This window comes from Frankia sp. CoBUL1 (assembly GCF_978021245.1).
In genome coordinates, this window is the sequence record NZ_CDXDOS010000079.1 from 1 (window position 1) to 13,841 (window position 13,841).

The following is a 13,841-nucleotide window of genomic DNA, read 5'->3' on the forward strand; positions in this document are numbered from 1 at the left end:
GGCTCGCCCGGCTTCCCACCCGGCCCCGGCTTCCCACCCGGGCTCGGTGGCGAGCCGGGCGAGCCCGGTCAGCAGATGCTCGGTGTAGCGGCCGACCCCGGTGCGTTGCCCGAGCAACGGCGTGCCGTCCAGCACGACCCTCATGCCGGAATCATCCCCTCCTTTCCGGGAGTGCCACGCCGCGCCGGTTCACCGCTCGTACAACCCGTGCCGGGTGGCGATCTCCCGCCACTGCCGCGCGAACGCCGCATCGGAGAAGGTCTGGGCGCGTTCGATCGCCGCGGCGGCGAGCCGACCGCGTAGACCGTCCTCGGCGGCGAGCCGGCGAGTGAAGGAGGCAACCTGCTCCGGGCCGGTCCATCGGTAGCCGTCGATTCCGTGCCGGACGATCTCTCGCTGGCCGGCCCGGTCGATGACGACGGGAACGCAGCCCCCGGCCATCGCCTCGACGGTGGTCATCCCGAAGTGCTCCGCCGTCCAGGGACGCCGGTCGTCGTCCTCGCCGTACCCGGTGGCCGACCAGAACACCGAGCTGGTCGAGAGCAGCCGTTCGACCTCGGCGCGCGGGGCGTTGGGATGGATCTCCACCGGCAGCCCCGCGCCGGCCGCCCGGACCTGTTCCAGGTAGGGCAGTTGAGAGTCCTCACAGCCGCCGACAACGTGCATCGTCCAGTCGGGCAGGTTGCCCGCACGGTACAGGTCGCCGAACCACTGCACCATCTCCAGCTGTCGCTTGGCGTGGCCGAGGCCGGGGGCGAAGAACCGGCCGACGGTGACGACGGCCTTCTCCCGCCGCGGCGCCGGATGCAACCGTTCCACCTGGATGGGGGGGAACAGCAGGTCGGCGTCGCGCTTCCACAACCGGCGGATCCAGCCGCGGGTGAACCGCGAGTTGGCCATGACCACGTCGTAGCCGTCGAGGTAGCCGAGGTCGGCCGGGTCCCGCAGCAGCCAGGGGAAACGCAGCGGGAGCCGGGCGATCGGCCCCTCGCCACCATCGGTGACCCGGGGACGGCTCACCGCCACGCCGAGTTCGCGCACGTCCGCCGCGCCTGGCGAGAACGCGTCACTGAGCAGGGTGAGCTCGGTACCGTTCGCCGACGGCGGCAGCGATACCTCGAACGGGGTGAAGTCGGTGCCGATCTGCAGCTTGGCCAGCACGCCGCCGTCGGCGTCGAGGAGGCGCAACGGCGTACCGACGGGCGCGCCGGGCCGGCCGATATCGGCGCGCAGGGTGCGCCGCTCGCCCGGGCTGACGGCGAGGATGCCCGCTCCGTTCGTCCAGGTCCATTGCCTGCGGCGGCCGCCCTCCGGCGGGTACCAGCCCTGGCCGAAGCTCACCGCTGGGCGAACCCCGCGCAGCAGCGGCCCGGCCGTGCGGACCGCGGCCTTGCGCCAGGCCGCCATGTCGTGGTCGAACGGCGTCGGGAAGAAGCACAGGTACGCCGAGTGGCGGGCCTTCGGCGTGATCCGGCTCATGTACGAACCGTTTACGAACAGGTCGTAGCGCCTGGAGAGGACGGCGATGGCCTCCTCGCCCCGGTCCGGCAACCGCACGTACCGGCAGCCGGTGAGATCCAGCCCGAGATGCTCGCCGAGCGCCGCGAGGTCGACCTCGGAGTGCCCGAGGAGGTCGACCTCGGCGCCCTCGGCGGCCAATACCTGGGCGATCATGCCGTTGTGGCGTTCCCCGCCGCCCATGGAGTGCCAGAACCGGTTGTAGACCGCCGCCCGCACCCCGCCTGCCGGTTGGTCGTTCTCGGCCGGTTGGCCGGCTCTCGCGGGATCGTTCATCGGGACACCAGCCAGCTCTGCAGGCTCGCCCGCCGTCGCGCGGCGCTGCGCCCGATCTCGCGCCGGGCCCGCAGCATGTCGGGCAGCAGTCGCAGGTAGGAGCCATACACCCGTAGCCGCAGCAGGGTCGGTCGGATCGCGGGCCGGCTGCGCGCGCGCCAGGCCTGGCGCAGCGTGCGCACCGCGATCGAGACGGTGGTCAGCGGGTAGCGGATCACGGCGGCCAGTGCCATCGGCGCGGTCGCGTCCTTGGTGAGCATCAGCAGCCGGTTGCGGTCGGTGTGGAAGACGAACAGCGGTGACCATTCGACGCTCGACGCCGAGTGGATGTGACGCAGCACCGCCCCCGGGACGTAGCGGATGCCGTACCCGCGGGCCCGGATCCGCCAGGACAGGTCGGTGTCCTCGTAGTAGAGGAAGAACGCGTCGTCGAACCAGCCGAGCTCGTGGCCGAGCGACGAACGGATCGCCATCCCGTTCCCGCAGGCGGTGAACACGTCCTCCGGCTGGTCGAACTGGCCGATGTCGACCTGCTGGTAACCACGGTCGGCACCGTAACCGTCGGTCAGGACGATGCCGCCGACGTTGTTGATGACGTTCACCCGCGGCGCCTCACCGCCGACGGTCAGCGACACCGTCGTCGACTCGGGGCCCACCGCGAGGTCCGCTCGCCCTCCGGCCGACGTGCCCGTCGGGCCGTCCCAGCTCAGGGTGACCTGTTTGCGCGATTCCGCCGCCCAGGTGAACCCGAGGGTGACCGGGCCGCCGTCGGGGATCGGCACGCACAGTTCGCCGTCCCCTCGGGTCCAGAAGTACGGCGAGCCGCTCGGTCCCTCGGCACCATAGGTGAGGTTCTCCCAGAGCACCTCGCGCAGCGCCTCGCGCCCGTCCACCGTCACCGAGGACACCCGCACCCCCAGCTCGCGGGAGTCGTGCGGACCCGGGACGAAGGTCGGCGTGTGCAGCCTGATCCGCAGGAACCGGGGGAGGAAGACGACCTTACCGGTGGTGGCGCCGAGATGGCGGCCGCCGGGCTCGTCGAACGGCGCCAGCAGCGCCGCGAGCCAGGTGGGCTCGGGGATCGCATCGTTGTTCACCAGGACCGCGAACGGCGTCGTGACCTGGCGCAGCGCCAGGTTGTTGCCGCCGGCGAAACCGAGGTTGCGCTCCGCGGGCACCACGCGTACCCAGGGGTAGCGCTCGGCGAGCAGCTCCCGCGAGCCGTCGGACGAGGCGTTGTCGACCACCCAGGTCTGGTAGGCGAAATCCGCCTCCTGCTTGGCGATGCCGTCCAGGCAGGCCGGCAGGAGATGCGCGCCGTTCCAATTGACGATCACGATGGTCGCCAGCGGCTCGGCGGTCTTCGCGCCGGCGCCCCGCGCGTCGACGGTCTTCGACTCGACGGCCGATCCCGCCTCCGGCCGGGTCGGGCGTTCCTCGCTCATCCGCGCAACCTCGCATCGTAGTCGACCTTGAGCAGTCCGTCCGCCTGCGCACCACCGACGCCGAACAGCTCCTCGAACCGGCGGGTGGTGACCGGGGCGCCGGTGGCGGCGTCCGAGACGTGCACCTTCACCGCGAAGGCGCCGAGCAGCTCGGGCAGGCGTGGTACCGAGAAGTCGACGATGTGGCGGCCTGGCCCGATGGGGAGCCCGCCGGGTGGCGTCTCCATCATCCAGATCGGCACCTCGTTCTGGCCGACGATGTAGGTGTGCAGGTACACGTGCTCGGGGGCACCCTCGGTGACGTCGAACTCGACGCTGACGGTGAGGGAGTCGCCGGGGCCGTACTGCACGGTGGGCGGCCCGCCCGGCTCGTGGCTGAAGGTGACCGACTCCGGCCTGACCGTGGCGTACTGGTAGGCGACCGGTTCCCCCGCGGGCAGGCTACCCAGCTTCTGCCGCAGCAGCTTGGTACCCACGGCAGGCGGGCCGTCGAAGAACAGCGACCCGGACTCCAGGACCAGGATGCGATCGCACATGTTCTCGATGAGGTCGAGGGAGTGCGTCACGAACAGGATCGTGCGGCCCTGGGCCCGGAATTCGGCGATCTTGGCCAGGCACTTGCGCTGGAACGCCTCGTCCCCGACGGCCAGGACCTCGTCGACGAGCAGCACGTCCGGGTCGACGTGCACGGCGACGGCGAAGCCGAGGCGGACGTACTGGCCCGACGAGTAGTGCTTGACGTCATCGTCGATCTTGTGGCGCAGCTCGGAGAAGTCGACGATGGAGTCGAAGAGCTGATCGATCTCCCGTTTGGACAGTCCGAGCAGGGACGCGTTGAGGTAGACGTTGTCCCGGCCGGAGAGCTCGCCGTTGAACCCGGCACCGAGTTCGAGCAGCGAGGCGATCCGACCGTGTACCGCGACCCGTCCGTCTGTCGGGCGCAGGATCCCGGCGAGCACCTTGAGCAGCGTCGACTTGCCTGAGCCGTTCGCACCGGCGAGACCGACCGTCTGGCCTCGTCCGATCGTCACGTCGATGTCGCGCAGTGCCCAGAAGTCGTCCCCGGCGGGGCCGCCCCGACGGACGAACCGTTCCTTCAGACTGGTCGCCCGGTTGTGGTACGAGACGAATTTCTTGCTCACTCCGGCGGCCTCGATCACCACGGGCGCCTCGCGCGCCGGGTCGGGTGACGCGGCGGCCTCCCTGCCCTCGGGCGGGGCGGCGGGGCTCGGCGGGTACGCGGACGAGTATCGGGCCACTACTGCTACTCCTTGCTGGCCGCCTGCGGACGTCCCATCATGATCGCACCGCGGTCGGCGTGCTGGCTCCCGGGGCCTTCGGCGGGCGACGAGGACAGGGCCGGTCCGCCACGGGCCGACTACAGATCCTCGGCGAAGTCCGCCTGCAGGGCGCGGAACACGTGCAGCCCCAGCCACAGCAGGGCGAGGGAGATCACCCCGGCGACGGCGAGATGTTCCAGGTAGAACGTGTAACCGGGGTTCGCCAGGATGGGGGCGGAACCCGTCGAGTTACCCGGGGGTGGATCGTAGATCGCCCGCTGGAACGTGATGACCACGACGGCCATCGGGTTGAGCAGATACACCCAGGTCAGGTCGGCCAACCTGTTCTGGATGAGGCCGAAGGCGTACACCATGGGATTCAGCCAGAACCAGGCGAGCAGCGCCACGTCGAGCAGATGGGCGGTGTCGCGGTAACGCACGTTGAGCGCGCTGACCAGCAGGGACAGCGCCACGGTGAAGGTGAGGGCGACGGCTCCGGCCGGGACGAGCAGCAGCAGCTCGGGGCCGAGCAGGCTGTAGCCGAGCGCGAGGATCACCACGAACAGGACCAGCAGTTGCAGCAGGAAGTGCACCGCGGCGAAGCCGACCGCCGACAGGGGGAGCACGGCGAGGGGAAAGCGGACCTTCTTGACGAGGTTCGCGTTCGCCACGACGCTGCCGCAGGACGCGGACACGCTGCCCGAGAAGGCGTTCCAGACGAGCAGCCCGGACATCAGGTAAATACCGAAGCGGGGGATTCCTGATTTCAGCACGATCTGGAACACGAAGGTATACACGACGAGAAGGAGCATCGGGTTCGCCAGCGACCAGGCGAATCCCAGCGTCGACCCCTTGTACTTGACCTTGAGATCCTTGCGGATGAGATTGCGCAGCAGTTCCCAGCGCACCCTCGTCTGGGCCCGGCTGCGACGGGCCAGCCGGCTCACGTCCAGCGCGTGATGGTGCTCCGGCCCGGGCGGCCCGGTCTGCGGCTCCGGGGCGGACGGAGCCACCGGCGCCCCCGCCGGCAGCGCGGCGTCAGCCAGATGGGACACGGCACGCCCTCCCCGTCTCCCGAACGCGCGGGTACCGCTCGCCGCCATGGCGCGACTGGAGCTGCACCTGTCCGCTCCTCCTCGACACTTCGGCTCGACACTTCGGCTCGACGCTTAGGGGATCTGAACACTACCGAGACCGAGGCGCCCCTGGTTCGTCCCACGTCCAAGCGGGTTCCGCGACCCGACCGACCGTCTTTTCCGGCTACCGAGAGTATCGCCCTGCTTGCGGACGAATAGTCAATGATGTCTAGGGTCGAACTGGCCCGCTTCTCGTCAGAATCGGACGGTACCGTGCCATCGCCGGGCGGGCGACGCCACCCACTCCGGTGGCCGGCGGCCAGAGCACGGTTCATAGTATTGATCCGTCCATCTGGCTTCGGCCGGCCGAGGCCGCGCGGGAGAATCCCGACGCACGCCGGCCGTCGTGGCTGACCCGGCGGAGGCGGTCGTAACCGGCCGCACGGAGAGGACGGTCGTGTTCACCGACGTCCGGCTACGCGAAGTGTGGTCGCACCTGGAGTCGGGCGGGGCACAGGCCCTGACTCTGGATGTCTTCGACACCCTCCTGTGGCGCATGGTGCCAGAGCCCGCCCATGCCTTCGTGCTGTTGGGCCGGCGGCTCGCGGACGCGGGCCACCTGCCCGCCAGCGTCTCCCCGGGCGAGTTCGCCCGGCTGCGGGTCCACGCCGAGCAGCTGGCCCGCCTGCACGCCGAGGCCACCCGCGGTACCCATGAGGTGCGGCTGGACGAGATCTGGCAGCTGCTGCTGCCGGCGCTACCCGGCGTCCAGGACCTCCTGGACGCAGAGGTCGCGGTCGAACGCGAGCTCTGCCGCGCCGACCTCGCCGTGGTGGAGCTCGCCGAGCTCGCCATGACGAAGCTCGGCCTGCCGGTCTACCTGCTGTCCGACACGTACTTCTCGGCCGGCCAGCTCGAACGGCTGCTGAACCGGCCGGAGCTGGCCGGCGTGCCCTTCACCCACATCTTCACCTCCTCCGACGCAGGGACGTCGAAGAGTGACGGGCTGTTCCAGCACATGCTCGCCGCGTCGAACCTGCAGCCGTCCCGGGTCGTGCACCTTGGCGACCACCCCGTCGCCGACGTCGAGGGCGCCCGCGAGCACGGGCTTGTCGCAATCCATTACCCGAAGTACTCCGGGACGCTGGAGCAGACCCTTGAGCTCGAGGGTCTGCGTAAGGCGCCGAGCGACGACCTCCCGATCGACCCGGTGGACGGCGACTACGGGATGACCGCGTTGCGAGCCCGGTCACTGCACCGTGCCGACGCCCTCGCGGTCCCCGCGGGGCTGCGCCGGTACTGGGAGGCCGGCGCGACGGTCTTCGGGCCGGTCTTCACCGGTTTCGCGGAGTGGGCTGTGGAACGGGCCCGTGACTTCGGCGCCGACCACATCCACTGCCTGATGCGGGAGGGCGACTTCCTTTCCCGCCTGCTCGTCGGTCCCGGCGAGGATGTCGGGATCACCATTTCGACGCTGTGGGCGTCGCGGCAGGTGTGCGCGCTGGCCAACGTCTTCGAGGGCAACCCCGAGGAGCTCAGGAGCTTCCTGGTCCGTCGGCACGCGCCGAGTGTGGGGCAGTTGCTGCGCCAGCTCGGGGTCCGGCTGGAGAACGTCGCCGGCATCTCGGCGCTGGCCGACCGCCGCCTCGACGTGCCCGGCCTGCTCGACGACACCCTCGAGGCGCTCTGTTCCGATGAGCGGATCCGCAGCGAGATCGTGCTGACCGCGTCCCGCCTGCGTGAGCGTTACGTGCGCTACCTCGACAGCCAGCTACCCGAGAGTGGCCGGGTCGTCTTCCTCGACCTGGGCTGGGGCGGGACGATCCAGGCGCTGCTCACCCGGCTGCTCGCCTCCACCGGCCGCGGGCTGGACATCCTCGGCCTGTACCTGGCTACGAACCAGGCTGCGATGACGCACCGGTTGGCCGGTCTGGAGCTGGAGGGATATGTTGCGACAAGTGGTCAGCCCGAGACCCTGGCGAACCAGCTCATGCGTAGCCCCGAGGTACTCGAGCAGCTTTGCATGCCCGACGTCGGGTCACTGGTCTCCTTCGACGAGATGGGTAATCCGGTGCTCAGCATCGACCGGACCTCGCGGACGCAGGTCGCCCAGCGAGCCGCCGTCCAGGACGGCGTCCTGGCCTTCCAGCGGGAATGGCTGCGTTACCGGCGCTCGGAGACCCCGATGCCGTCGCTGGCCTGCGCCGGGGCGCGTCAGGCGGGGCTGCGGACGCTGACCCGCTTCGTCGCCCGGCCGACCGCGGTGGAGGCCGCGGCCTTCGGTGCCTGGGCGCACGACGACAACTTCGGCTCCGACGCCACCGAGGGCCTGCTGCCGCCGGAGCTGGTCCGCCGGATGCCGTATCTCACCCCGGCCGACATCGACCGGATCTCCATGCGCGAGCTTTACTGGCCCGCCGGGGTGGCCGGGGTCGCGAACCGGCCGCTGGCCGTGATCAGCGGGCTGGCCGCCGCCGCGGGCATCCCGCCGGAGGAGGTCTCGCCCGAGGCCGCGGCGGGGCCCGTGGAGGTCTACGTCGACACGGGCGGGGACTTCGTCAACGGTCCGAAGGAGACGGCGGTCACCCGGTCGGCCCGCGACGGCCTGTCGATCGTCCGGCTCAGCCTGGAGGCGGTCGGGGTACGCCGGATCCGCATCGACCCGGCGGGTCGGCGCGGTCTGCTCCGCCTGGACTGGCTGACGCTGTCCTTTCATATCAACAACACCCCAGAGCCGGACAAGATAACCATCACCTCGCTGGACGATCCCGCCCAGCAGCTCGCCCTCCTCGGCTGCCGGCTGCTCCAGCCGAACCTGGTGGAGATCACCGGGGACGACCCACAGTTCGTCTACACGATCGACCTCGCCACACAGCCGCAGCTCGCCGGGGTCTACGCCCTCGACGTCGAGCTGGCATTCGGCTGGATGGGCATCCGGGGTGATCCGCTGGCCCTGCTCGCGGCGGAGCCCGCCCGCGACGGTCTGCCGCTGCGGGCGGCACGCAAGATCCGGCGCGAGCTCGGGGGATCGCGGTGACGGACCACCCGGACTCAGAGCGCAGCGAGGTTCGGGACAGTTTCGCCGAGCTCGCCGCCGTCGCCGCCGGGATGGACACCGGAACGGACCTCGAGGCCCGACCGGGCAGCGGACCGGGCACCGGACCAGGCACGACGCTTACCCGGCAGGGCGATCACGCCGTCGAGGTCGGGGACGCCGCCGAACCCACGCTGGCGCCCCTGCTCCTGCACTCCCTGTCCGATCTGCGCGAGATCTGGGTGCCGCTGCTGGAGGAGTCCGGGGCGCGCAGCATCGCGGAGATCGGTTCCGAGAGCGGGGTCACCACCTCGCTCCTCGTCGACCTGCTGCGCCGTGGCGGTGGCGGGCGGTTAGTGGTCATCGATCCCGAGCCCGGGGTGTCGCCGGCCTCCGGCGGGGGCCTCGATGTGCACGTGATCCGGGGGCACAGCCCGCAGGCGCTCGACGGCCACGCGCCGACCGACGCCTACCTCATCGACGGGGACCACAACTACGCCACCGTGCACGGCGAGCTCACCGAGATCGACCGAGCGGTCACCTTGTTCGGCCGGTCCTACTTTCCCCTGGTGATCCTGCACGACGTCGGCTGGCCGGCCGGCCGGCGCGACCAGTATTACAACCCCGACCGCATTCCCGAGGGCGCCCGGCAGCCGCACTCGTGGGACGTCGGTGTCGAGATCGACAACAGGGAGACCGTTCCCGGGGGCTTTCGGGGCATGGGAGCCTTCGCCTGGGCGCTGACCGAGAGCGGTCCGCGTAACGGGGTGCGCACGGCCGTCGAGGACTTCGTCGCGGACCACCCTGACCTGCGTTTCTTCACGGTGGCACCGATCTTCGGGTTGGGCGTGGTGATCGACCGGCGGGCTCCCTGGGCGCGTCGCGTCGCCGACCTGCTCATTCCGTGGGTGTCCAACCGGCTACTTTCCCGCCTGGAGCGCAACCGCATCGACCTCTACCTGCACGTCCTGCGGTTGCAGGACACCGCGGCGGCGGTCGCCCGGGCGCGGCAGCGGGAGTGGGCGCGCCTGGACGACGAGCGCAGCCGGCTCGCGGCCATCGAGCTCGAGCACCTGCACCGCATCGCCCAGCTTGAGCAGGAGGTCGCCGAGCTCCGCCGGCGCGAGCAGGAACGCGAGGAGCGGTGGGCCCAGAGCCACTGGGCGGCCGCGGACGTCGACGAGCCCAAGCTGATGCAGGTCGCGCGGATCGCGAACTCGGTGCTGCGGTCCCGGCTGAGCACCACCGGACAGGACCGCCTGGCGAGGGTGCAGACGCGGATCGCCGATGCCGGCGCGGGTCGCGGCGCCCTGCCCGCGCTGCGCCGTCGCTCGGCCACCCCGGTGCCACCCCCGCCGGCAGCGGCGCCGCCGGGCACGCGGCGACCGCCCTCGGACCGGACCTCGGGTGGTCAGCAGACCGGTTGGTAGGGCACGTCTGAGATGTGGCGCTGCCATTCGGCATCGGTGATCTGCTTCGACGGGTCGGCGCACGCGGCGGCGATCAGGTCGGCGTCACCGATCCGGCTGATGCGCACGGTGTAGTCGTCGCTTGCCGTGGCGATGCCGTGGCTGTCTGGTGTCCACGCCAGGGCCTGCACCCAGTCCCCGTGCCCGGTGATGGTGCCGATCGCCGGCGGCCGGCTCGGTTCGGTGACATCCCACAGGTGCACCGTGGTGTCCCAGCCCGCGGTGGCCAGGGTCCTGCCGTCCGGGCTGAACGCCACGTCGAACACCCATTTCTCGTCGGCCGGGAAGGAAGCGGTGGCCGCCGGCCGAGACGGATTGGTGATGTCCCAGATTCGGGCCGTACCGTCATAGGCGCCCGTGGCGAGGCGCCGGCCGTCCGGGCTGAAGGCGACCGCCCACACGTAGTCGGTGTGCGCGGTGATGGCTGCGAGCGGTCGCGGCCGGCGCGGATCGGTGACGTCCCACAGCCGGGCCGTCCGGTCGGCGCTGGCGGTCGCCAACAGGTGACCATTCGGGCTGAACGCGACCTCGTTCACCCAACTGGTGTGGCGGTCGAGCACGGACAGTTGACTGGGGCGGCGCGGATCGGTGACGTCCCACAGCCGGGCCGTGTTGTCATAGCCCGAGGTGGCGAGGACCTTCCCGTCCGGGCTGAACGCGGCGTCGAGTACCCAGCCGTTGTGTCCGAGGATGACGGAGAGTTCGACGGGGTGGCGCGGATCGCCGAGGTCCCACAGGATCACCGACCGGTCGTAGCTGACCGTGGCGAGCAGCCGTCCATCCGGGCTGAACGCTGCGTCGAGCGTCCACGAGGTGTGCCTGGCCAGGGTGGCGAGCTTCACCGGATGGGAACGTGCGGAGATGTCCCACAGCTGGACGAGGTTGTCGGCACCGGTCGAGGCCAGCAGGCGCCCGTCCCGGCTGATGTCCACACCGAGCGCCGACTGCGTGTGCCCGTCGAGCACCGTCGCCGTCGCGGCGGCGAAGGAGGTGCGCAGGGCGGCGCGGGCCTCCCGCACCGGGCTGATGCGGTAGGCCGCCAGGGACAGCCGGGCGGCCAGGTCCGCATCGGAGTTGCGGACGGCCTCGGCGGCCAGAGCGACGCGAGCGGCCGTCTCCTCCCGGCTCGGCCGCCGGTCACTGCCGGTGGTGAGCGCGAATGGTATGAGGGCCGCGATGAGCAGGACCGCGAGGAGTGGGGCGGCCAGCAGCGCGACGCGGCGCCAGTTCCGTCGGCCGCGGTCCCGTGCCGACGGGTCGACGGGCGGCCCGGCGCCGACCGACCCGCTTGAGGCAGACCCGCCCGGGGCAGACATCTGTCCGGGCGCGCAGCGGTCCGGGTCGGTCCGCTGCGGGGGCGCGGGCATCGACACCCCGGCACGGATGACGCGGGTCACCTCCGGGTCGGGATGCGTGGTCGGACCCATTCCGACCAGACGCAGGAACAGCTCCTGGGCACTCGGCCGGGTGGCCGGGTCCTTGCGCATGGCCTCTTCGACGATCGGCCGCAGGGCTGGAGCGAGACCGTCGAGCAGTGGTTCGCGGTGTACGACGCGGTAGAGCTGCACCGGCGTCGGCCCGTCCCCGAAGGGGAAGGAACCGGTGCCCGCATAGGTCACCAGGCCACCCCACGCGAAGACGTCCGCCGCCGCCGTCACCGGCTCGCCGTTGGCCTGCTCCGGGGCCATGAACGCCGGTGTACCGATCCGCTGGATCTCCTGGCTGATCATCGTCGGGGCGTCCAGCGCCCGGGCGATGCCGAAGTCGATGACGCGGGGACCCAAGGCCGAGAGCAGCACGTTGGACGGCTTGAGATCACGGTGTACGAGGCCGGCGCCGTGGATGGCGGTCAGCGCCGCGGCCACGCTGACCGCGACGCGCTCCAGGTCGGCCGACCGCAGCGGGCCGTCCGCGGCCACCGTCTGGGCGAGGGTGAGGCCGTCGATGTACTCGGTGACGAGGTAGGGCCGCCCGTCCGGCGGATCGACGACGCCGAGTACCTCGGCGGTGCAGAAGCGGGCGACCCGGCGCGCGATGTCGGCCTCCCGGCGGAACCGGGCCCGGAACTCGGGCACCCGGGCCAGGTCGGGCCGAATGACCTTGACCGCGACGAGCCGGCCGGCGTGCTCGGCAACGTCCGGCCTGCCCCGCCCGAGGAAGACGGTCCCCATCCCGCCCTCACCGAGGCGTCCCAGCAGCGTGAACTGGCCCAGTTCGGTCGGGTCGCCGCTGTCGAGGGGCTCGATGGACGGCCCCGTCAGACCGCTGCCGCCCACCGGGCCGAAGTCCGGCGCCGAGGATGTCCCCCGTCCCGACCGGGCGGCGGGTCCGGAGGGCGTCTCGGGTCCCACGGGGTTCGCTTCGGAGGCGGGGTCGGGTCGAGCGGGCGATGCGGACGGGGGCGCCACCGTCCCCGCGTTGCCCGTCTCCCGCTTGCGGCGCAAGACCCCTCCCGAACCGAGATGGTTGACATCGCGGATCCTATGCGCCTCGGAATCACCATCCGAGGCCCCCGAGCCCCGATGCGCAGCGCCGCCGTGGCCGGTTGCGCCTTGTCCGAGGCCCAGGATTCAGTGTTACTCTCCGTGAGAGAACATGCACGATGGTCGGATGGTTTCCGGTTCCTTGTCGGCGATGCCGGATCAGGGGGAGCGCGGATGCCCCGCGGCGGAGGGGCCCTGGCCGGTGGGCTCCGGGCCCGTGCCGGCCGCCGGGCTCGAGCCGGTGACCGCCTTCGAGCCGGTGGTGGCATCCGGCGCGCCGGCGGTCCGCGGCCGTTCCGGCGGCAGGTGCGACGGATACGGCGCGAGGGGTGGAGCCGGCCGCTGTCCCGTCGATGGCGACCGTCCCCTGGACGAGGGCGGAGGCTGAGCGGGGGCCCCGCCGACGGAGCGGGTGGCCGGACCGCCGGTGACAAGGACCCCGATGCAGCAGGCCAGGGCTGCCACGGCGAGGACGCACACCGCGCCGGCAAGCCACGTCAGGGCGCCCTGCGACCATGGGGCCCACGCCGCCATCGCGTCCCACGCGTCGCTGAGGTCGCCGCCCGTGGGTCGCCAGAAGTGCGGAAACACCATCGAGATCGCCCAGGCCTGCAGGGTGGTCGCGCCGGCCAGGAAGAGCAGCGGCATGATCCGGGAGAGATGACGGCCGGTCGCCGCCGCACCCATCCCGACCCCGATCGCCAGCGACGCCAGGCCCGCGTACAGGTAGCGGCCGGAGATCCCGCTGACGTGGAAGTACCTGTCGAAGTTCTTCGCGGACTGCAGGGTCATCAGGCCAAACAGCGCCCAGGTGGGCCAGAGCAGGAACAGCAGGTCCACCCGGATGCGTCCGGTCCGGGCCCGGATGAGGGCGAGGGCGAAGACGACGATGACGACGGCGGTGCCCGTGCGCACCGGGACCGTCGTCAGGTTGACCTCGAACCATCCGAAGGATCCCCACCAGCGCAGGATCGTCCCGTTGATCAGCAGCTCGGTGTAGGCACCCCAGTCGTCGCCCAGATACTGGCCGAGCGGGAATCCCGGCGTCTCCGGTTGGAAGGTGCCGTAACGGACGATGTTGACGATCCACCACCAGCCGCCGAGCGCGATCGCCAGCGCGCCACCAAGCAGCAGCTGGCGCCAGGGCACGCGAAGCGCGGAGGCGGGTGGTCCCGCGGGTCCGGCCTCGGCGAGCAGGAAGGGCTCCGTCCCGGTGGGGTGCGGGCCGGTTGTGCGGGGGCCGGTTGTGCGGGGGCCGGC

7 protein-coding genes and 2 pseudogenes are annotated in these 13,841 nt (G+C 71.4%); 2 read left to right on the forward strand and 7 right to left on the reverse strand.

Going from position 1 to position 13,841, the window contains the following annotated elements:
* The 5 genes and pseudogenes from AC08OX_RS08365 to AC08OX_RS08385 all read right to left on the reverse strand — a co-directional run.
* Window positions 1–144, reverse strand: a pseudogene (locus AC08OX_RS08365) (glycosyltransferase family 1 protein); the annotation flags it as partial.
* 45 nt (window positions 145–189) lie between these two features.
* A complete protein-coding gene (locus tag AC08OX_RS08370) occupies window positions 190–1,794 on the reverse strand; it encodes a glycosyltransferase (RefSeq protein WP_476607285.1) in 1,605 nt (534 codons plus the stop codon).
* Window positions 1,791–3,239, reverse strand: a complete 1,449-nt coding sequence (locus AC08OX_RS08375) for a glycosyltransferase family 2 protein (protein ID WP_476607286.1) — start codon at window positions 3,237–3,239, stop codon at window positions 1,791–1,793. The genes AC08OX_RS08370 and AC08OX_RS08375 overlap by 4 nt, the downstream gene beginning before the upstream one ends.
* Entirely contained in the window at window positions 3,236–4,498 is a 1,263-nt protein-coding gene (locus tag AC08OX_RS08380) for an ABC transporter ATP-binding protein (RefSeq protein ID WP_476607287.1), read from the reverse strand. The genes AC08OX_RS08375 and AC08OX_RS08380 overlap by 4 nt, the downstream gene beginning before the upstream one ends.
* A 119-nt stretch (window positions 4,499–4,617) precedes the next feature.
* Window positions 4,618–5,574 (reverse strand): ABC transporter permease, encoded by a 957-nt coding sequence (locus AC08OX_RS08385; protein WP_476607288.1) that lies wholly within the window; start codon window positions 5,572–5,574, stop codon window positions 4,618–4,620.
* A 478-nt stretch (window positions 5,575–6,052) separates the two neighbouring features.
* Here AC08OX_RS08385 and AC08OX_RS08390 point away from each other — a divergent pair, with 478 nt between their 5' ends.
* Window positions 6,053–8,632, forward strand: coding sequence for an HAD family hydrolase (locus AC08OX_RS08390; RefSeq protein WP_476607290.1), 2,580 nt, complete (start codon window positions 6,053–6,055; stop codon window positions 8,630–8,632).
* Window positions 8,629–10,059, forward strand: a complete 1,431-nt coding sequence (locus tag AC08OX_RS08395; RefSeq protein WP_476607289.1) for a class I SAM-dependent methyltransferase — start codon at window positions 8,629–8,631, stop codon at window positions 10,057–10,059. The genes AC08OX_RS08390 and AC08OX_RS08395 overlap by 4 nt, the downstream gene beginning before the upstream one ends.
* On the opposite strand, the gene AC08OX_RS08400 is transcribed toward AC08OX_RS08395, so the two are convergent.
* Together AC08OX_RS08400 and AC08OX_RS08405 are read right to left on the reverse strand one after the other, a co-directional pair.
* On the reverse strand, window positions 10,041–12,374 hold the full coding sequence (locus tag AC08OX_RS08400; RefSeq protein WP_476607291.1) for a WD40 repeat domain-containing serine/threonine protein kinase: 2,334 nt from the start codon (window positions 12,372–12,374) through the stop codon (window positions 10,041–10,043). The genes AC08OX_RS08395 and AC08OX_RS08400 overlap by 19 nt on opposite strands.
* Window positions 12,375–12,740: 366 nt before the next feature.
* Window positions 12,741–13,841 (reverse strand): annotated as a pseudogene (locus AC08OX_RS08405) (hypothetical protein); the annotation flags it as partial.

Coding starts and splice junctions, on each gene's coding strand:
- AC08OX_RS08370 (WP_476607285.1), bottom strand. CDS start 1,794: ATGAACGATCCCGCGAGAGCCGGCCAACCGGCCGAGAACGACCAACCG.
- AC08OX_RS08375 (WP_476607286.1), bottom strand. CDS start 3,239: ATGAGCGAGGAACGCCCGACCCGGCCGGAGGCGGGATCGGCCGTCGAG.